Source organism: Jannaschia donghaensis (genome assembly GCF_001403795.1).
GTDB classification, from domain to species: domain Bacteria; phylum Pseudomonadota; class Alphaproteobacteria; order Rhodobacterales; family Rhodobacteraceae; genus Jannaschia; species Jannaschia donghaensis.
Genome location: NZ_CXSU01000012.1, coordinates 546,216 through 564,364, shown reverse-complemented (window position 1 = coordinate 564,364; position 18,149 = coordinate 546,216). Strand labels below are relative to the sequence as shown.

The 18,149-nt window shown below is 64.4% G+C and carries 18 protein-coding genes and 1 tRNA gene; 12 read left to right on the top strand and 7 right to left on the bottom strand.

The annotated features are described in order from the left end of the window. Positions 1-22: 22 nt before the first annotated feature. On the top strand, positions 23-1,027 hold the full coding sequence (locus tag JDO7802_RS12050) for a FliG C-terminal domain-containing protein (protein WP_055085893.1): 1,005 nt from the start codon (positions 23-25) through the stop codon (positions 1,025-1,027). Positions 1,028-1,031: 4 nt separating this feature from the next. Here JDO7802_RS12050 and JDO7802_RS18280 read toward each other — a convergent pair whose 3' ends face one another. Then, positions 1,032-1,193 (bottom strand): hypothetical protein, encoded by a 162-nt coding sequence (locus JDO7802_RS18280; RefSeq protein WP_187298134.1) that lies wholly within the window; start codon positions 1,191-1,193, stop codon positions 1,032-1,034. 262 nt (positions 1,194-1,455) lie between these two features. Between JDO7802_RS18280 and JDO7802_RS12045 the strand changes: the two genes are divergently transcribed. The 4 genes from JDO7802_RS12045 to JDO7802_RS12030 are packed head-to-tail and all read left to right on the top strand — an operon-like array spanning position 1,456 to position 5,809. Next, a complete protein-coding gene (locus tag JDO7802_RS12045; protein ID WP_055085891.1) occupies positions 1,456-2,457 on the top strand; it encodes a ligase-associated DNA damage response exonuclease in 1,002 nt (333 codons plus the stop codon). Then, complete coding sequence (locus JDO7802_RS12040; RefSeq protein ID WP_055085890.1) at positions 2,454-3,317, top strand: alpha/beta hydrolase; 864 nt, start codon at positions 2,454-2,456, stop codon at positions 3,315-3,317. The genes JDO7802_RS12045 and JDO7802_RS12040 overlap by 4 nt, the downstream gene beginning before the upstream one ends. Further along, positions 3,314-4,912 (top strand): ATP-dependent DNA ligase, encoded by a 1,599-nt coding sequence (locus tag JDO7802_RS12035; RefSeq protein WP_055085888.1) that lies wholly within the window; start codon positions 3,314-3,316, stop codon positions 4,910-4,912. The genes JDO7802_RS12040 and JDO7802_RS12035 overlap by 4 nt, the downstream gene beginning before the upstream one ends. Positions 4,913-4,930: 18 nt before the next feature. Further along, complete coding sequence (locus tag JDO7802_RS12030) at positions 4,931-5,809, top strand: amidohydrolase family protein (protein ID WP_055085885.1); 879 nt, start codon at positions 4,931-4,933, stop codon at positions 5,807-5,809. On the opposite strand, the gene JDO7802_RS12025 is transcribed toward JDO7802_RS12030, so the two are convergent. From JDO7802_RS12025 to JDO7802_RS17665, 4 genes are all read right to left on the bottom strand, one after another. Beyond that, positions 5,806-6,579, bottom strand: a complete 774-nt coding sequence (locus JDO7802_RS12025; protein ID WP_055087230.1) for a gamma-glutamyl-gamma-aminobutyrate hydrolase family protein — start codon at positions 6,577-6,579, stop codon at positions 5,806-5,808. The two genes, JDO7802_RS12030 and JDO7802_RS12025, sit on opposite strands and share 4 nt — an antisense overlap. 121 nt (positions 6,580-6,700) lie before the next feature. Then, positions 6,701-7,129, bottom strand: a complete 429-nt coding sequence (locus JDO7802_RS12020; RefSeq protein ID WP_055085883.1) for a GlcG/HbpS family heme-binding protein — start codon at positions 7,127-7,129, stop codon at positions 6,701-6,703. A 24-nt stretch (positions 7,130-7,153) separates the two neighbouring features. Beyond that, positions 7,154-9,286 (bottom strand): malate synthase G, encoded by a 2,133-nt coding sequence (locus JDO7802_RS12015; RefSeq protein WP_055085881.1) that lies wholly within the window; start codon positions 9,284-9,286, stop codon positions 7,154-7,156. A 67-nt stretch (positions 9,287-9,353) separates the two neighbouring features. Further along, on the bottom strand, positions 9,354-9,521 hold the full coding sequence (locus JDO7802_RS17665; protein WP_083481141.1) for a DUF2256 domain-containing protein: 168 nt from the start codon (positions 9,519-9,521) through the stop codon (positions 9,354-9,356). Positions 9,522-9,596: 75 nt separating this feature from the next. On the opposite strand from JDO7802_RS17665, the gene pepN reads away from it, so the two are divergent. The 3 genes from pepN (at position 9,597) to JDO7802_RS12000 (ending at position 13,866) form a co-directional block, all read left to right on the top strand. Continuing rightward, on the top strand, positions 9,597-12,143 hold the full coding sequence (gene pepN / locus JDO7802_RS12010; RefSeq protein ID WP_055085880.1) for an aminopeptidase N: 2,547 nt from the start codon (positions 9,597-9,599) through the stop codon (positions 12,141-12,143). Next, entirely contained in the window at positions 12,140-12,871 is a 732-nt protein-coding gene (locus JDO7802_RS12005; RefSeq protein WP_055085878.1) for an SDR family oxidoreductase, read from the top strand. The genes pepN and JDO7802_RS12005 overlap by 4 nt, the downstream gene beginning before the upstream one ends. 122 nt (positions 12,872-12,993) lie before the next feature. Beyond that, positions 12,994-13,866 (top strand): 1-acyl-sn-glycerol-3-phosphate acyltransferase, encoded by an 873-nt coding sequence (locus JDO7802_RS12000; protein ID WP_055085876.1) that lies wholly within the window; start codon positions 12,994-12,996, stop codon positions 13,864-13,866. A gap of 46 nt (positions 13,867-13,912) precedes the next feature. On the opposite strand, the gene JDO7802_RS11995 is transcribed toward JDO7802_RS12000, so the two are convergent. Then, positions 13,913-13,999 (bottom strand) — tRNA-Leu (locus tag JDO7802_RS11995). A 143-nt stretch (positions 14,000-14,142) separates the two neighbouring features. On the opposite strand from JDO7802_RS11995, the gene lipB reads away from it, so the two are divergent. The 3 genes from lipB (at position 14,143) to JDO7802_RS11980 (ending at position 16,418) form a co-directional block, all read left to right on the top strand. After that, entirely contained in the window at positions 14,143-14,793 is a 651-nt protein-coding gene (gene lipB, locus JDO7802_RS11990; protein WP_055085874.1) for a lipoyl(octanoyl) transferase LipB, read from the top strand. Positions 14,794-14,877: 84 nt separating this feature from the next. Then, entirely contained in the window at positions 14,878-15,927 is a 1,050-nt protein-coding gene (locus JDO7802_RS11985) for a type III polyketide synthase (RefSeq protein ID WP_055085872.1), read from the top strand. Further along, complete coding sequence (locus JDO7802_RS11980; RefSeq protein ID WP_055085870.1) at positions 15,924-16,418, top strand: isoprenylcysteine carboxyl methyltransferase family protein; 495 nt, start codon at positions 15,924-15,926, stop codon at positions 16,416-16,418. Before JDO7802_RS11985 ends, JDO7802_RS11980 begins: the two co-directional genes overlap by 4 nt. A gap of 42 nt (positions 16,419-16,460) precedes the next feature. Here the strand turns inward: JDO7802_RS11980 and JDO7802_RS11975 are convergent, their stop codons facing one another. Next, positions 16,461-17,438 (bottom strand): hypothetical protein, encoded by a 978-nt coding sequence (locus tag JDO7802_RS11975; RefSeq protein ID WP_055085868.1) that lies wholly within the window; start codon positions 17,436-17,438, stop codon positions 16,461-16,463. A 301-nt stretch (positions 17,439-17,739) separates the two neighbouring features. Here JDO7802_RS11975 and JDO7802_RS11970 point away from each other — a divergent pair. Next, positions 17,740-18,149, top strand: a 410-nt coding sequence (locus JDO7802_RS11970) for a cbb3-type cytochrome c oxidase subunit I (RefSeq protein ID WP_187298133.1), incomplete at its 3' end; no start/stop codon positions are given.

Below are 18,149 nucleotides of genomic sequence, written 5' to 3'. Positions count from 1 at the left end.
TCCCCCCATTGCCGGGCGTCCCATGCAATCGACGCTCAACCGGCGTCAGAAAGCGGCTGTCGTCGTTCATCTTCTGGTGTCCGGCGGGGCCGATCCCGGCCTGCGGGAACTTCCGCCCGCGCAACAGCGACAGCTGGTCCGCGACATGGCCGATCTGCGATTCATCGACCGGGAGACGCTGGCCGATATCGTGGCAGAATTCGCCGCGGAACTCGACAGCATTGGCCTGCACTTTCCGCGTGATCCGGCGCAGATCCTGGCCTTGCTCGAATCCCAATTGTCGATGGACATCCTTGACGAACTGGGCGCGGAGATGGGGATCGACGGCCCGCCGGGCAAAGGACCCTGGGCCCAGATCGCAAATCTGGAGGTGGAGGCGCTGGCCGAACTGATCCAGCACGAAACCGATGAGGTCGGCGCGATCCTGTTGTCCAAGTTGCCGCCGGCGCGGGCCGCTGATCTGATGAAAGTTCTGGCACCCGACAGGGCGGACCGTCTTGCGGCCGCCTTCGCCCGGACCGACGACGTCGCCCCCGGCGCGGTTGCGCAGATCGGCATGGCGCTGGGTCGGGAGACGTCGGCCCGCCCCGCACCCGCTTTCGAGACGGACGGCGTGAAACGGGTCGGCGACATCCTCAACGCGGCCACATCGGGCATTCGACGCGCGATCCTCGACAAATTGGAGGAATCGAACCCCGATTTTGCAAATCGCGTCCGGGCCGTCGTCTTTAGTTTCGAGAATATTCCCGATCGCATCTCGCCGCGCGACATGCCCCGCGTCATGCGCAATGTGGACAATGCCGTTCTTGTAACCGCCCTTGCCGGCCTGTCCCCCGATCAGGCCCCGGTGTCCGATTTTATCCTTGGATCGATCTCGAAACGAATGGCCGATCAGATCCGAGAAGAAATCGAAGAGCGTGATGCGCCGTCGCCGGAGGAACACGAGGACGCGCTGGGGGCCGTCGTCGCCGTCGTCCGCCAGATGGAGGACGACGGCGAATTGTCCCTCGTCGTGCCGGAAGACTGACCGTTTAGGCCGGGGAGCGGAAGACGAACACCAAGATCGCGACAAGGATGACGCAGATCATTGCCACACCCACATGGCCCATGTTGACCGCCTCTCCGTGGATCTGCGCCATCGTATCGCCCAGGCATACGGGACCAGATTTCAAACCATTGAAACAGAAATTCATAACCAACACCCTTACCAATTGAGGCAATTCTGACGGAGTAATGTGGCAAATCCTTGTCGGGATTGTCCAAAACGGCGACACGATGCCAGCTTCGCGGCGATATCGTGTCCAAGATATGGCGAAACTGAATGGCCGAGCGCATCCTGCGGTGGTTCCGACCGCACGGAATCGCCACACTCCGGTGCCAATTCCGCGTGCCCATGGGGGCTGATTCTGAATATGCGTGGTGGTCGTGACCCGGTCCCGGCCCTAAGTCCGGGGAATGGTTCTTGAATTTCGCGACGAAGGTATCTTCTGTCCGGCCGGCGGCTTCCACATCGATCCGTGGCGGCCCGTTGACCGCGCGCTCGTCACCCATGGTCACGCCGACCATGCCTATCCCGGCCACCGCCGCTATCTGACGAGTGCCGCCGCCGCCCCTGTCATGCGCCACCGCTTGGGCGACATCACGATCGAGACGATGGAGTTCGGCGAAACACGCGACATCAACGGTGTCACCGTCAGTTTCCACCCCGCCGGCCACGTGCCGGGCAGCGCGCAGGTCCGCGTCGAGCACAAAGGCGAGGTCTGGGTCGCCTCGGGCGATTACAAGACCACACCCGACGGATTGTCCGAGACATTCGCGCCCGTCAGGTGTCACGCCTTCATCACCGAATGCACGTTCGGCCTGCCGGTCTTCGACTGGAAACCGGAAGCCGTCCTGGCAGCCGAAATCAACGCATGGTGGCAGGCCAATGCCGCCGAGGGCAGGGTCAGCGCGATCGGGGCCTATAGTCTGGGCAAGGCGCAGCGCCTGCTGACCATGGTGGATTCGGGCCTCGGTCCGATCCTGACCCATGCGGCGGTCGAAAATACCAATGACGTCCTTCGCGGTCAGGGTCTGACGCTGCCCGAAACGGTACGCGTGACCCCCGAAACCGATCCCAAGATGCATCCCGGTGCCCTTCTTATCGCACCGCCGTCGGCCCTCGACGGGCGGTGGGCCCGCCGGTTCGGTCCGATGTCGTCCGCCTTCGCCTCCGGATGGATGGCCCTGCGCGGGGTGCGCCGCCGCCGCGCGACCGAACGGGGGTTCGTCGTCAGCGATCATGCCGACTGGAAGGGTCTGAACGCCGCGATCGCGGAAACCGGAGCCACGCGCATCTTCGCCACCCATGGCTACACCGCCACCTTTCGTCAGTGGCTGGAAAGTCAGGGCTACGACGCGCAGATCGTGCAAACCGAATTCGGGGACGAATTGGTCGATGATGAGGATGCGGCGTGACGTGGCGCGACCGGGGTCTTGCCTTGGTATCACGCGGCGTCGTCAAGCAGGTGCTGCGATTGCCCCTGCCCTGGTCCATCCACCGGCAGGCGTTTCGCCTTACGGCACCCACCCTTCCCCTGCCGGGGGTCGACTACGGGTCGGAGGATATCGCCGGCGTCCCTTGCGAAGTCGTGACCCCGCCGAACCCTGAGGGCACGCTTCTTTGGCTGCACGGTGGCGGCTTCGTCCTCGGCTCCGCCCGCAGTTATTCAGGCATGGCAGCCGCGCTGGCACGCCTGTCCGGCTATCGCATCGTCCTGCCGAACTACAGGCTGGCCCCAGAACATCCGTATCCCGCCGCGCCCGACGATTGCCTGGCCGTTGCGCGCCGGCTTGCGGTCGATGGGCCCTTCGCCCTTGGCGGAGACAGCGCGGGGGGATGCCTTGCGGTCGTCACGCTGGCCGATCTGCTGCGCGACGGGACGGCCCCGACCTGCATGATCCTGGCATCGCCCGCCGGCGACCTCGATCCTGCGCGCGCGGTGCCGACGGCGTCGAACGAACTGCTGTTTCCGCTGTCGGTCCTTTACCGCGTCGTCGCGGCTTATGTCGGTACCGCCGATCCGCGCGATCCTCGCGTCTCTCCGGTCCATGGCGAATACGCCGGGGGACCGCCGACCCTTTTCCAATGTGCCAAGGGTGAGTTGCTGGAGACGGACACCGACGCATTGGCCGACCGTTTGCGGGCCGGCGGCGCGCGGGTCGAGGTGGAGAAAACCGAAGGCGTGCCCCATGTCTGGCAGTTGTTCGCCGGACGAACGCCCAAGGCCGATCGCGCCATCGCACGCATGGCCGACTTTCTGAGGGCCCATCCGTGAAGCGTTTCGCCACCCTGTTCACCGCGCTGGATCAAACCACCAAGACGACGGTGAAGACCGCCGCCCTGACCGCGTATTTCGAGGATGCGCCCGATCGGGACAAGCTCTGGACGATCGCGCTTCTGTCCGGGCGGCGGCCCAAGCGGACGGTCAACGCAAGCCGTCTGTCCGAATGGGCCGCCGAATTGGCCGGTCTGCCGATGTGGCTTTTCAAAGCCAGCTACGATGTGGTCGGCGACCTGGCGGAAACGATCCATCTGGTCCTGCCGGACCCGGCGCAGACCGCCGATCGCAGTCTATCGGACTGGATCGACATGATCCGTGGCCTGTCGGCCGAGGAGGAGCCCGCGCGCAAGGCTGCGATCCTGCAAGCGTGGGATCAGTTGGCCGGGACTGAACGCTTCGTGTTCAACAAGCTTATCACCGGCGGGTTTCGCGTGGGCGTTAGTCAGAAACTGATGACCCGCGCCCTGTCGCGCGCCACGGACATCGAGGAGGCGGAACTGGCCCATCGCCTGATGGGCGACTGGGCACCGGGCACCACGACCTTTGCTGGCCTCATCACCGCGCCCGACCCCGAAGCGGCGCTCAGCCGGCCCTATCCCTTCTGTTTGGCCTATGGTGTGGAGGGGGATCCGTCCGATCTTGGACCGCCCGAGGATTGGCTCGCGGAATGGAAATGGGACGGGATCCGTGGTCAGCTGATCCTGCGGGGCGGCCAGCATTTCCTGTGGTCGCGCGGGGAGGAGTTGATGACCGACCGCTTCCCCGAATTCGCCCGCGCGCGCGACTTCCTGCCCGACGGCACGGTTCTGGACGGCGAGGTGTTGGTCTGGGACGCCGAGGCGCAGCGCCCGCGCAACTTCAACGCCCTGCAGGCCCGGATCGGGCGCAAGACGGTCCCGAAAAAGCTGCTGGCCGAAGCGCCCGTTATCCTGCGCGCTTATGATTTGCTGGAAGAAGATGGCGAGGATCTGCGCGCCCTGCCCTTCGCGGATCGCCGCGCCCGGCTGGAGAAGATGCTGGACGGCATCGCCCCGCAGGCCCCCGTCGCCCTGTCCCCTGTCGTGGATTTCGCCGACTGGTCGGACCTGGCCCCGATCCGCGCCGACGCACGCGCGGCCGCGGCGGAAGGCCTGATGCTCAAGCGCGCGGCCAGCCCGTATCACGTTGGCCGCAAGAAGGGCGACTGGTGGAAGTGGAAGCTTGACCCGCTGTCGATCGACGCGGTGATGATCTATGCACAGGCCGGACACGGTCGCCGCGCGAACCTTTATACCGATTTCACATTCGCGGTCTGGAAGGGGAACGAACTGGTGCCCTTCACCAAGGCCTACTCCGGCCTGACGGATGCGGAGTTCAACAAGATCACCTATTGGGTGCGGCGCAACACGCTGGAACGGTTCGGCCCGGTCCGTCGCGTGCCGCCCGAACATGTGTTCGAGATCGGGTTCGAGGGCATCCAGAAATCCACGCGCCACAAATCCGGCGTTGCCCTGCGCTTTCCCAGGATGTTGCGCTGGCGCCCCGACAAACCGGTGCAGGAGGCGAACACCCACGACGATCTGCTGGCCATGCTGGACCAATACGGCTGACATTCTCGAAGGACTCCGATGGCCCTGCCCCGTTCCGACCCGCCGCTTCCCGCCACCGCCCCGGCCGCCCGCGCCCCGACCGGGGCCTGCGATACGCATATCCACATGCTGGGCGGGCCGTCCGACGGGCCGATGTGGCCCGCACGGGTGGAGGAGCCGGCGACGGATTGGGACTTCGACCGCTACCTGGCCGCCTACCGCGCGCAGATGGACCGGCTGGGCATCACCCGAACGGTCGTCGTCCAATCCATCGTCTATGGGACCGACAATTCGATCACGGCGCGGGCGGTCGCGGCCTTGGGGCGGGCCCACGCGCGGGGCATCGCGCTCCTCCCCGATGAGGCGACAGATGCGGACCTGGATGCGCTGATGCCGCAGGGGTTGTGCGGCGTTCGCCTCAACTATGTCCATGGCGGCGTGCTGACGTGGGACGGGGTGGAGGCGATGGCACCCCGGCTGGCCGACCGGGGTCTGCACGTCCAGATGCTGTTGCAGGCGGACCGGCATATCGAAGACCTTGCCGCGCGCATCGCCGCGATGCCGGTCCCGGTCGTTCTGGACCATTTCGCCTGGCCAGACATCGCTCGTGGCATAAACGATGCAGGCTTTCGATCCCTGTTGCCCCTGGTCGAAGCGGGACATGTCCACGTCAAACTGTCGGCACCGTACCGCCTGACCGACGCGCCCTTCGACGCGTTGGACCCGTTCGCCAAGGCATTGCTGGATGCAAATCCGGCGCAATGCCTTTGGGGCAGCGATTGGCCGCAGATCATGCTGGGTGGCGCGGTTCGTGTCGACGGGGGAACGGCGCTGGACGTGTTCGACCGTGCCTGCCCCGATGCCGCGACACGCCAGGCGGTTCTGGTCGACAACCCCGCCAGGCTTTACGGGTTCTAGCCCGCCCGCCGCATCGCCTGTGCGCGTCCTGCCCGCCAAGTGCGGCATGCCTCGCCGAAGGCTTCGAACAAGGGGCGCGACACAGGGTCGTCGCCTGCGTTGTATTCCGGGTGCCACTGAACGGCCAGGACGAAGCCGGTGGCACCTTCGATCCAGATCGCCTCCGCCGTGCCGTCCGGCGCGGTGCCGTCGATGCGGACGCGCGGCCCCGCGACGTCGATCCCTTGGCCGTGCAACGAATTGGTCTGCACTTCCGTCCCACCCATCAGACGGGCAAATGGCCCCCCATCCGTCAGACGGACCGGATGGCGCAAGGCGAACTTCTCCTCCAGCGTCCCGTCGGGGGGCATGCGATGATTGTCGCGCCCGGGCAAATCGCGGATCTCGGGGTGCAGCGTCGACCCGAAGGCGACCGCCACCTCCTGAAAGCCACGACAGATGCCAAGGACCGGCTGCCCCCGATCGACGGCGGCGCGGATCAGCGGCAGGGCCACGCGGTCGCGATTTCGGTCGAAGGTGCCATGCGCCTCGGTCTCGGCCTCGCCGTATTCCTCGGGGTGGACATTCGGACGTCCGCCGGTGAACAGGAATCCGTCGAACACCTCCAGCAGTTCATCCACCGCCACGACCGATGGATCGGCCGGAAACGTCAACGGAATGGCACCGGAAACATGGGACACGGCTTCGGTGTTCATGCTGCCGTTGGCATGGGCGGGATATTGGTCGTTGATCATATAGTGGTTCGAGATGATGCCGACGATCGGGCGCATGAAATCCTCCGCGTTGCGGGACAATACCTGCCCCGTGCGTGCGTTCATAGCCCTGTGACGGCAGACACCCCCTTGCGGGAATGCACAATTTCCCGCCCGGACGCCGGCGGTGCGAAATGCGTCAGGCTTCGCCGGTCAGGTTCGCGCCCTCGATCCCCGCCAGGCCAGCGACGGCGTCGTTGTCGGACGTGTCGCCCGTCACACCGATGGCCCCGACAAGGTTGCCCTTGCCGTCCCGTACCAGGATTCCGCCGGGCACCGGCACGACCTGTCCGCCGAAAACGCCGTTCACCGCCGCCATGAAATATGCCTGCTGTTCGGCCCTTGCCATCTGCGCCTTGCCGGCCATGCCCAGCATGATGGCACCATATGCTTTGCCGTGGGCGATGGCGAAACGGCCGGGGGCGGCCCCGTCCTCCCGCTCGAAAGCCTTCACGTGACCGCCCGTATCCAGAACGACGACCGACAGCGGCTTCAACTCCATCTCGCGGCCTTTGGCCAAGGTATTCTTGATGATCTGGCGCGCGCGGCGCAGGGCGATTTCAGGCATTTTTAATCCTTTGCGGAGCGTCGTTCAGGAAGATTTAAGTTCAAGGCGACGGCGGTGAAGAACCGGCTCGGTATAGCCCGACGGCTGTTCGCGGCCCTTGAAGATCAGGTCCTGTGCCGCCTTGTAGGCGATGCCGTCGAAGCCGGGGGCCATCGGGGTGTAGGTGGGGTCGCCCGCATTCTGCGCGTCGACCTTGGCCGCCATCTTCTGCAGGCCCGCCTCTACCTGGTCGTGGCTGACGACGCCGTGATGCAGCCAATTGGCCAGCGCCTGCGACGAAATTCGGCAGGTCGCACGATCCTCCATCAAACCAACATCATTGATGTCGGGGACCTTGGAACATCCGACGCCCGCATCGACCCAGCGCACGACGTATCCAAGGATGCCTTGCGCGTTGTTCTCGATCTCCGCTGTCACCTCGTCGTCCGACAGGTTGCGTCCTTCCATCACGGGAATGGTCAGCAGATCATCGAGCGTGCCGCGCGCGCCATCGCTCTTCAACTCCTCCTGCCGCGCCAGGACGTCGACGTCGTGATAATGCGTCGCGTGCAGCGTCGCGGCCGTCGGTGACGGAACCCACGCGCAGGTCGCGCCGGACCGGGGATGGCCGATCTTCTGTTCCAGCATGTCCTGCATCAGATCGGGCATGGCCCACATGCCCTTGCCGATCTGCGCGCGGCCCTTCAGCCCGCAGGCCAACCCGATGTCGACGTTGCGATCCTCGTACGCGTTGATCCACGGCGTGGCCTTCATCTCGCCCTTGGGCAGCATCGGCCCGGCTTCCATCGATGTGTGGATCTCGTCGCCCGTGCGGTCGAGAAAACCGGTGTTGATGAAGGCCACACGCGACTTGGCGGCCCGGATACATTCCTTGAGGTTTGCGGAGGTGCGCCGCTCCTCGTCCATGATGCCCAGCTTGACGGTGTTCGCGGGCAACCCCAGGAAGCCTTCGACGCGGGTGAAGATCTCGTCCGCGAAGGCCACTTCCTCCGGCCCGTGCATCTTGGGCTTGACCACATAGACCGAGCCGGTGACCGAATTGCCGCCGTCGCGTTTTAGGTCGTGCATCGCGATCAGCGTCGTGATCGCCGCGTCCATCAGGCCCTCGGGGATTTCACCACCGTCCTTCATCAGGATCGCCGGGTTGGTCATCAGGTGGCCCACGTTGCGGATCAACATGACGGCGCGACCCTTGGCGGTGACGACGCCGTCGGGCCCGTTGAATTCCATGTCCGGGTTCAGTTTGCGAATGAACGACGTGCCGCCCTTCGATACGCTTTCCTCCAGATCGCCGCGCATCAGGCCCAGCCAGTTGGCATAGGCCCCCACTTTGTCTTCGGCATCGACGCAGGCGACGGAATCCTCGCAATCCATGATGGCGGACAGGGCGGATTCGACGTGGATCGCATCCAGCCCCATCGGATCGGTCGCGCCGATGCCGCCGTCGCGGGCGACGACCAAAACGAGCCCCAGACCGTTGTGACGCAGCAGGACGCGCAGGGTATCCCCATCCTTCACCCAGCCCTTGTAGGTGGCGACATCCTTCAAGGGACCGGCCCCTTCGATCTTCAGCGCATCGTCGGTTGCGTCGATACCTGTGACATCCGCCCACTTTCCCGACGCAAGCGGCACGGCACGGTCCAGAAAATCCTTGCCCCAGGCGATCACACGCTTGCCACGTGCCGCGTCGTAGCCCTTGCCCGTCGGCAGATCGCCGATCGCATCGGTCCCATAAAGCGCATCGTAGAGATTGCCCCACCGCGCATTCGCAGCGTTCAGCGCATAGCGTGCGTTGGTGATCGGCACGACCAGCTGCGGTCCCGGCACCTGTGCGATTTCAGGGTCGACATTCGCGGTATCGATCTCGAAATCGGCACCTTCGGGCACCAGATAACCGATTTCGCGCAAGAACGTCTTGTAGGCGGCGGCATCGTGCGGCTTGCCAGCGCAGTCCTTGTGCCAGGCATCGATCTTGCCCTGAATCTCGGCCCGCTTGGTCAGCAAGTCCGCGTTTTTGGGGGCAAGGTCGTGGACCATGTCCGAAAACCCCTTCCAGAACTTCGCGGACGAGACCCCGGTGCCCTTGAGAGCCTTGTCGTCCACGAAATCCGCCAAGACCTTGGCGACCTGAAGTCCGTTCTTGGTGATGCGGGTCATGGCGGTCCTCCGATGCAATGTTGCAGCGGACCTAGCGCGCGCGTTTCCTATCGGCAACAAAAATTGGTCAAGTATTCTTACCAGCGTCGGGCAAGTTTTTTTGCCGACGGCACCGGTCGGAACAATACTTGACCTCGTCCCAGACGGCTTCCCACTTCTTGCGCCAGGTGAACGGCTTCCCGCAGGTCGCGCAGGTCTTGGTGGGCAGATCGCCCTTGCGTCGCATCTTGGCCATGTCATCCCCCTGTCGCGGAATTAGGGTGGCGGGCGTCCGCGACCAACCCTAGCTTCCACGCCAAAGGAGACTTCCATGCGTGACGCAACCCCCCAGCAGGATCAGACCGTCTATCTCAAGGACTATGCCCCGGTGCCGGTGACCGTCACGCATGTGGACCTTCGGTTCCGCCTTGCGCCGATGGCGACCGTGGTCTCGGCGCGCCTGACCTGCAAGCGGCAGGGTTCCGGCAACATGGTCCTGAACGGTGAGATGCTCACGCTCAAAGGCATCTCTATCGATGGTGAGACGTTGAACGCCGACGCTTATGCCACGACGGACACCACACTGACACTTTACGATGTCCCCGACGCGTTCACGCTGGAGACCGAAGTCGAGATTGCGCCGCAGGCGAACAAGGCTTTGTCAGGACTGTATATGTCGGGCGGCATGTATTGCACCCAATGCGAGGCCGAGGGGTTTCGCCGCATCACCTACATGCTGGACCGTCCCGACGTGATGGCCACCTACGACGTTACCATCACGTCGGACCTGCCGGTACTTTTGTCGAACGGGGACGAAAGTTCGCGCGGTAAATGGCACGACCCGTGGCCCAAGCCGACGTATCTGTTCGCACTGGTGGCCGGCGATCTGGTGGCGACGTCCGACAGCTTCACCACATCCGAAGGGCGCGATGTGGTGCTCAACGTCTGGGTCCGCCCCGGCGACGAGACGCGCACGGAGTACGCGATGGACAGCCTCAAACGCTCGATGGAATGGGACGAGCGGGTGTATGGGCGCGCCTATGACCTATCGGTGTTCAACATTGTCGCCGTCGACGATTTCAACATGGGCGCGATGGAGAACAAGGGACTGAACATCTTCAATTCCAAATACGTTCTTGCCAGTTCCGACACCGCGACCGACGCCGACTTCGCCAACATCGAACGCATCGTCGCCCATGAGTATTTTCACAACTGGACCGGCAACCGCATCACCTGCCGCGACTGGTTCCAACTGTGCCTGAAGGAGGGGCTGACCGTGTTCCGCGATCAGCAGTTCAGTCAGGACGAACGCGGCTTCGCCACGCAACGCATCGGCGACGTGCTGTCCCTGCGCGCGCGCCAATTCCGGGAAGATGCCGGCCCGCTGGCCCATCCGGTGCGGCCCGAAAGCTTTGTGGAGATCAACAATTTCTACACCGCGACGATCTACGAAAAAGGGGCGGAACTGATTGGGATGCTGCACCGGATCGTCGGATCCGAAGGTTATTCCAAAGGGTGCGCGCTCTATTTCGAACGTCACGACGGGGACGCCGCGACGATCGAGGATTGGCTGGCCTGCTTCGAGGAGGCGACGGGCCGCGATCTGACGCAGTTCAAGCTGTGGTACACACAGGCGGGAACCCCCAGACTGATTGTGACCGAGCACTTCAACGACGGCACGTACCGGATTGATCTTGAACAGATTGTTCCCGACACTCCTGGTCAGACCGGCAAGAAACCAATGCCCATCCCGATCGCCTTCGGCTTGCTGGACCGCGACGGCATGGAAATCCGCAAGACCGAGGTGCACGTCCTGACGGACAGGACCGACAGCCTGTCGTTCGATCTGTCCGAAAGACCCGTCCTGTCGATCCTGCGCGGATTTTCCGCCCCCGTGATCCTTGAGCTGGAGCGATCGGACGCAGACCGCCTGACCCTGCTGGCTCACGACACCGATCCCTTCAACCGGTGGGAAGCCGGGCGCGTCCTGGCCAAGGACCGGCTGATGCACGCCATCACCGAAGATGCGAATTTCGACGACGCGTGGCTGGACGCCGTGGCAAAGCTGGCCACCGACGCCTTCGCCGATCCGGCTTTCCGGGCGCTGGCCCTGGCGTTGCCGTCGCAAGACGACATGGCGCAGTCGCTGCACACGGCGGGCATCGTGCCGGACCCGGACCGCATCTATGCCGTGCGCCGGGCCGCGCAGCTTGCGATCGCCACGCGTCTGCAGGCCGAACTGCCGCAGCTGCGCATCGCGATGGCCACGCCCGGACCCTACGATCCCAAGGCACAGGATGCGGGCAAACGCGCCCTGGCCGGCAAGCTGCTGGGCTTCCAGACGTTCCTCGACGGCGGCGCTGCCGCACGGGCGGCGTATGACGCGGCCGACAACATGACCGACCGGATGGCCGCCTTCGTTTGCCTGCTGGATGCGGGCGACCCGGATATCGCCGCGCGGTTCGAGGAGGAGTGGCGGCACGACCGTCTGGTCATGGACAAGTGGTTCATGGCGCAAATCGCCAATACCCCGCCCCGCGACGCCGTGCACCTGGCCGATGACCTGACGCGGCACGACGATTTCGATGCGTCGAACCCCAACCGCTTCCGCGCGCTGATCGGCGGTTTGACGGCGGGCAACCCGGCCGGATTCCATAACCCGAACGGCAAGGGCTATGAGTTTCTGGCCGACTGGCTGCTCTACCTCGACAAATCGAACCCGCAGATGACCGCGCGCCTGTCCACGGCCTTCGATGGCTGGAAACGGTACGACGCCGACCGCCAGGATCTGATGCGGGCGCAGTTGGAGCGCATGGCCGCGACGCCGGACCTGAGCCGTGATCTTTCGGAAATGCTGGACCGGATGCTGAAATCGTGACCCGAAAGACCCTTCTCATCACCGGCGCATCGTCGGGTATCGGGGCCGCGACGGCCCGCATGGCCGCCGACAATCACGATCTGGCGCTGCATTTCAACGGCAATGTCGACGGCGCGGAGAAATCGGCGCAGGCGGCCCGGGATCGAGGCGCGCGCGTCACGCTGATCCGCACCGATCTGTCGGACCCGGACAACGTCGCGGATCTGTTCGCCGCCTTCGACCGCGACCACGACCGCCTTGACGGTCTGGTCAACAACGCCGGCATCGTGGACGTGGCCGCCAAGGTCAGCGACTTCACCGCCGCCCGTGTGGCCCGGATGGTGGCGATCAACCTGACGTCGCCGATCCTGGTCGCAGGACAGGCGGCGCGCCGGATGAAGCGCGGGGCGGCCATCGTCAACGTCAGCAGCGCTGCAGCCCGGTTCGGAAGTCCGAACCAATATGTCGATTACGCCGCGACCAAGGGTGGGCTGGAAGTGTTTTCCAAAGGTCTGGCCCAAGAACTGGCCCCGGACGGCATTCGCGTGACGGCCGTGCGCCCTGGCATCATCCAGACGCCGATCCACGGCAAGGGCGGGCAGCCCGACCGCGTGGACCGCCTTGCCCCGCAGGTTCCCATGGGTCGCGCGGGCACGGCGGAGGAGGTCGCACGCGCCATCCTGTGGCTGCTCAGCGACCAGGCATCTTACGTCACGGACAGCATTCTGGACGTGTCGGGCGGCCGGTAGCGCAAAGCGGGTTCTTGCCCGATTGGCCAGAACGATGTGGAAATGCCCGCACCGGACCGCTATCTGCCGCAATACTGGGCAGGGTTTCATCCCCCTGACACATCGCAAACCGAGACAGCGCCATGCGTGACCGAGTCGACCCGTTGATCGCCGAACGCGCCCCCTGGCTGTTCGAGCCGACCCTGTCGGCCCGCTCGGCGCGGGCGGTTCTGGACCGGATGCTGGCCTACGAGCGGTCGATCGAGATCGGGACGACGTATATCGACCTGCCCGTCGCCGATATCATGGCCGATCTTGCCCGCCGCATTGCGCGGCGCGTGACCGCCACCGGTCTGGAAAATGTGCCGACCGACGGACCGGCCCTGATCGTGACCAACCATCCCACGGGCATCGCCGACGGCATCGTCCTGCAGGATCAGCTGCTGACCCGGCGGTCGGACGCATTTTATTACGCCAACAGCGACATCCTGAAGGTGCTGCCGCAATTCGCAGACATCATCGTCCCCGTGGAATGGCGTGAAGACAAACGCACGGTTTCGAAAACGCGCGAAACGATGCAACTGACCCGCACCGCCCTGGAGGCGGGGCGCATGGGCGTGATCTTCCCATCGGGTCGTCTGGCCAAGCGGAGCGGTCTGCGTCTGCACGAACGCCCCTGGATGGCGTCGGCCGCGATGATCGCGCGGAAATTCGAACTTCCGGTGATTCCGTTGCACATCCGGGCGCGCAATTCGGCGATGTTCTATGCTTTCGACGCCATGCACCCCACGCTGCGCGACATAACCCTGTTCCACGAGACGCTGAACAAGGACGTGCAACCCTATCACCTAAGCTTCGGACGGCCGCTGGACGGGGCATCGCTGCCCAAGGATGCCAACGCCGGGATCGAGATCCTGCGCGAGGCCTGCCTGCGCCAGGGGTCGGAGCGACACGGAGAGATCAAGCTGACGGACACGCGCCCTGGTTGGCGCAAGCTGGGCCAGCGCACCGCCTGAAACGCAAGACGCCGCCCGAAGGCGGCGCTTGAAGACCCGAGGGACGTGGTGCGGTCGGGGGGACTCGAACCCCCACGAGTGTTACCTCACAGCGACCTCAACGCTGCGCGTCTACCAATTCCGCCACGACCGCAGTCGTCCGTCAGGTGGGCGCGGGATAGCCGCGCCGATCTGGAAAGGGAAGCGGTTTTTACGCGGCACGTGCCGGAGTTTGCGCTTCGCCCCGTCCCGGCGCAAACAGGCCCCCCGACCCGTCCCCGAATCCCAAGGTATCCGATGCAACCCGACTGGATCACCTCCGACGCGCCCGTCGCCTATCCCGATGCATTGGCGCAGATGCAGGCACGGGTCGCGGCCATCCAGGCCGGCACCGCGAACGAGGCGATCTGGCTGTTGGAACATCCGCCCCTCTATACCGCCGGGACATCCGCCAAACCCGCCGATCTGACGGACCCGGATCGTTTCCCTGTGTTCGAGGCGCGGCGCGGCGGGCAATATACCTACCACGGGCCGGGACAGCGCGTGGCGTATTGCATGCTAGATGTCGGCGCGCGCGGACGTGACGTGCGCGCCTTCGTCGCGCAATTGGAGGGATGGGTGATCGCCGCGCTGGCCGAACTCGGTCTGACCGGCCACATCCGCGCCGGTCGCGTCGGCGTCTGGATCGAGCGTCCGGACAAGGCCCCCCTGCCCGATGGCACGATACGCGAAGACAAGATCGCCGCGATCGGCATCCGCCTGTCCAAATGGGTCAGCTATCACGGCCTGTCGATCAATGTGGAGCCCGAGCTGAGCCATTTCGACGGCATCGTTCCATGTGGCATCACGGACCACGGCGTCACGTCGCTTGTCGATCTGGGCCTGCCGGTGACGATGGACGATCTGGATGCGGCGCTCAAAGGCACGTTTTCGCGGCATTTCAGCTGACGCTGCGTCATTTGACTGTTCGCGTCGTCACGCCACCTGTCGAGGGCCGGCGGGCGTCCCCGGTGTCATGAATTGCACAAACCAATGACAGTGAACCTTCACGGCCTCGCCACGGCACTGGCACCTCACGATCTGCCCCAGACCATGGTGCAGGCGCGTGCCGAAGCGATCCTTGGACCCAAATATCCGCAGTTCGCGCGCCTGCTTTCGACCTTCGTTCAGGCCGGGATCGAGCGGCGACGCTCCGTCGCGCCACTCGAATGGTTCGACGACGCCGCCCACGGCTGGGCAGAGCGCAATCGCATCTGGCACGACGGCTGCGCCGCAATGTTCACCGACGCCGCGACCGGGGCGTTGTCCGATGCGGGCTGGGCCGCGCGTGACGTGGACGTCATCGTCACCGTGACATCGACCGGCGTGGCCACGCCAACCTTCGATGCCGTCGTGTGGAAAACGATGGGATTCCGCCAGGACGTCATGCGCGTTCCGGTCTTCGGCCTGGGCTGCGCGGGCGGCGCATCGGGTCTGTCGATCGCGGCGCAACTGGCGCACGGCCGTCCCGGATGCCGCGTGCTTTTGGTCGTCGTGGAGGCCTGCACGCCGTCGTTCCGCACCGACCGGCTTGAGAAGTCCGACATCATCGCCACCGTCCTCTTCGGTGACGGGGCTGCAGCGGCCTGTCTGTCGACCGAAGGGATGGCCCGGATCACCCTGGAGCCTGGCGTGCAGCACATCTGGCCCGACACGCTGGAGATCATGGGCTGGGACGTCGACGACGTAGGACTGGGCGTCGTCTTCGACCGTTCTATCCCCGCCTTCGCCCGCACACACATGGCTGACGCACGCGACGCCGCGCTGGCGGCCCTGAACATGACCAAGGACGATTTCGACGGGATGATCTGCCACCCCGGCGGCGCGAAGGTCATCACCGCACTGGAAGCGGCGCTCGATTTGCCCGATGGCACGCTCGATTTGGAACGCGATGTGCTACGCGACCACGGCAACATGAGTGCGCCTACGGTGCTGTTCGTTCTCGACGCTGCCCGCCATACGACCCGGACGGGGCATTTCCTGCTGACCGCCCTTGGGCCCGGGTTCACGGCATCCTTCGTTCCCGTCAGGATCGCGGCATGACCGGCGCGATTCTCTTTCTGACCTTCGTGATCGTCCAGCGTCTGGGAGAACTCGTGCTGGCCAAACGCAACACCGCGCGCCTGCTGGCCCGTGGTGCGGTCGAACACGCGCCGGGCCATTATCCGGCGATCGTCGCGCTGCACACCGCCTGGATCGGCGCGTTGGTGATCTGGGGTTGGGATCAGCCGCTGCATCTCGGGTGGCTGGCCCTGTTCGCGGTGCTGCAGGGTCTGCGCATCTGGGTCCTTGCGACGCTGGGGCCGCGGTGGACGACGCGGATCATCGTCATCGATGAGCCGCTGGTCCTCGGGGGTCCGTTCCGCGTTCTTCCGCATCCCAACTATGCGGTGGTGATTGCAGAAATCGCGGTGACGCCGCTGGTTCTTGGCCTGCCCTGGATCGCGGTGATCTTTTCGGTGCTGAACGCGGCACTTTTGTTCGGCATTCGCATTCCGGCAGAAAACCGGGCGTTGGCGTCGCTGCGCCCCTGATTTCGGGTCCGACGCAGCCCAATGGCTGCGCCGGTTTTCGTGTCAGGCGATCAGCCAGTCCGCATCCGCGGCGGGCTCTTCTTGCATCTCCTCGGACGCGACGACGTCCTCCATCGGGACCGAAATCTCGGCCAGGAACTGCTCGTCCGTCTCTTCGGGCGCCAATGGCGGGAAGATATCTTCCTCGGGGCCGAACTCGGGGGCCGTCAGAACGGTGACGTCACCTTCCGAGAACGTCTCCTCGTCGAACTCGAAGATGTATCCGTCTTCGCCAGCCGGTTCTTCATATCCGATCTCGATGAAGTCTTCGTCCGTCGGACCATAGGGGTCTTCTGGATAGGTCGGTTCATCGGCCGGAATGTCCTCCCCGATCACGACGATCTCGGGCTCTTCTGGCGGGAAGTCGGGGGCTTCTATGACGCCGCCATCTGGCATGTCAGGATCGGTCGGGTCGGTCGGCTCCTCGACGGGCGGATCGATGTCGACGACGGGGTCTTCGTCGACCGGAGCGTCGGGCTCCTCCGACGGCACTTCCTCGACGTCGGCGGTCCCGACGATCTTGAGCGAATCCTCCCGGTCGCCGTCCACTTCGCCCACCGAAGTCAGGCGCACGCCGTTGTCGAGCGAGGCGAAATCGTCGATCGACAACGTTTCTGTGTCGTGGCTCAAGAAGAAGGACGTCGACTGGATGTCATCGGTGGACATGCCCTGGGTGCCGAACTGAACGCCGATATCGAACTTGCCGGCCTCCTTGATGGCCTCGCCGTTCATGTTGGTGAAATTGTCGACCTTCGTGACCGAATCCTCATCCAATCGGATCCCGGTGACATCGCTGCCTTCGATCGTCAGACCATCGAGGAGCGTTTCGTCCGCGATGTCGAGATACAAGGCGTTCAGATCGCCGGTGAACCCTGTGCTCTCGTCGACCGCAAGCTCGAAGCGCAGGCCGCCGTTCTCTTCGGTAACGACGACATCGATAAGAACACCGCCGCCTTCGATCTGATATGTGTAACTCGTCATTTAGAAAAACCCGTTCGTAATTGATCTCGAACGTAATTTGATGGATCACACGGGCGGTTTTTGGCCCGTAAAGTGACCGCGCGGTTCAAGACCAGGAAACAATGCCGACCCATCCGGCAGATCTTTCCTGATGGTCATGCGCCAGCATCGGGCGTGGCGCGTCGCCTGCGTCAATTTTCCCGGCCCGCGCGACCTCTTGTGCCGTTGCCGCGGGCGGCCACGATGGCTAGAACGCCGGAGTAACGACGCGGTGACTCCCACTTCGTCGCAGAATCGATTTCACGTCACGGGGAGCGACCGCATGGCTGACGCTGCACACGCCGGACACGACACGCACGAGAAGCCCGGCTTCTTCACGCGCTGGTTCATGTCCACAAATCATAAGGATATCGGGATCCTTTACCTGTTCGTCTCCGGATTCGCAGGTTTCATCTCGGTGGCCTTCACCGTCTACATGCGGCTGGAGCTGATGGACCCAGGTGTCCAGTACATGTGCCTGGAAGGCGCGCGGATGACTGCGGCCGCAGCCGGCGAATGTACCCCGAACGGACACCTCTGGAACGTCCTGATCACCGGCCACGGCATCCTGATGATGTTCTTCGTCGTCATCCCCGCGCTCTTCGGCGGCTTCGGCAACTACTTCATGCCGCTGCACATCGGTGCGCCGGACATGGCGTTTCCGCGCCTCAACAACCTATCGTTCTGGCTGTT

What these genes read in the sequence shown, in the direction of transcription:
- JDO7802_RS12050 (WP_055085893.1), top strand. Translation starts at nt 23, where the DNA reads ATGCAATCGACGCTCAACCGGCGTCAGAAAGCGGCTGTCGTCGTTCAT.
- JDO7802_RS18280 (WP_187298134.1), bottom strand. Translation starts at nt 1,193, where the DNA reads ATGAATTTCTGTTTCAATGGTTTGAAATCTGGTCCCGTATGCCTGGGC.
- JDO7802_RS12045 (WP_055085891.1), top strand. Translation starts at nt 1,456, where the DNA reads ATGGTTCTTGAATTTCGCGACGAAGGTATCTTCTGTCCGGCCGGCGGC.
- JDO7802_RS12030 (WP_055085885.1), top strand. Translation starts at nt 4,931, where the DNA reads ATGGCCCTGCCCCGTTCCGACCCGCCGCTTCCCGCCACCGCCCCGGCC.
- JDO7802_RS12025 (WP_055087230.1), bottom strand. Translation starts at nt 6,579, where the DNA reads ATGCGCCCGATCGTCGGCATCATCTCGAACCACTATATGATCAACGAC.
- JDO7802_RS12020 (WP_055085883.1), bottom strand. Translation starts at nt 7,129, where the DNA reads ATGCCTGAAATCGCCCTGCGCCGCGCGCGCCAGATCATCAAGAATACC.
- JDO7802_RS12015 (WP_055085881.1), bottom strand. Translation starts at nt 9,286, where the DNA reads ATGACCCGCATCACCAAGAACGGACTTCAGGTCGCCAAGGTCTTGGCG.
- JDO7802_RS17665 (WP_083481141.1), bottom strand. Translation starts at nt 9,521, where the DNA reads ATGGCCAAGATGCGACGCAAGGGCGATCTGCCCACCAAGACCTGCGCG.
- pepN (WP_055085880.1), top strand. Translation starts at nt 9,597, where the DNA reads ATGCGTGACGCAACCCCCCAGCAGGATCAGACCGTCTATCTCAAGGAC.
- JDO7802_RS12000 (WP_055085876.1), top strand. Translation starts at nt 12,994, where the DNA reads ATGCGTGACCGAGTCGACCCGTTGATCGCCGAACGCGCCCCCTGGCTG.
- lipB (WP_055085874.1), top strand. Translation starts at nt 14,143, where the DNA reads ATGCAACCCGACTGGATCACCTCCGACGCGCCCGTCGCCTATCCCGAT.
- JDO7802_RS11985 (WP_055085872.1), top strand. Translation starts at nt 14,878, where the DNA reads ATGACAGTGAACCTTCACGGCCTCGCCACGGCACTGGCACCTCACGAT.
- JDO7802_RS11980 (WP_055085870.1), top strand. Translation starts at nt 15,924, where the DNA reads ATGACCGGCGCGATTCTCTTTCTGACCTTCGTGATCGTCCAGCGTCTG.
- JDO7802_RS11975 (WP_055085868.1), bottom strand. Translation starts at nt 17,438, where the DNA reads ATGACGAGTTACACATATCAGATCGAAGGCGGCGGTGTTCTTATCGAT.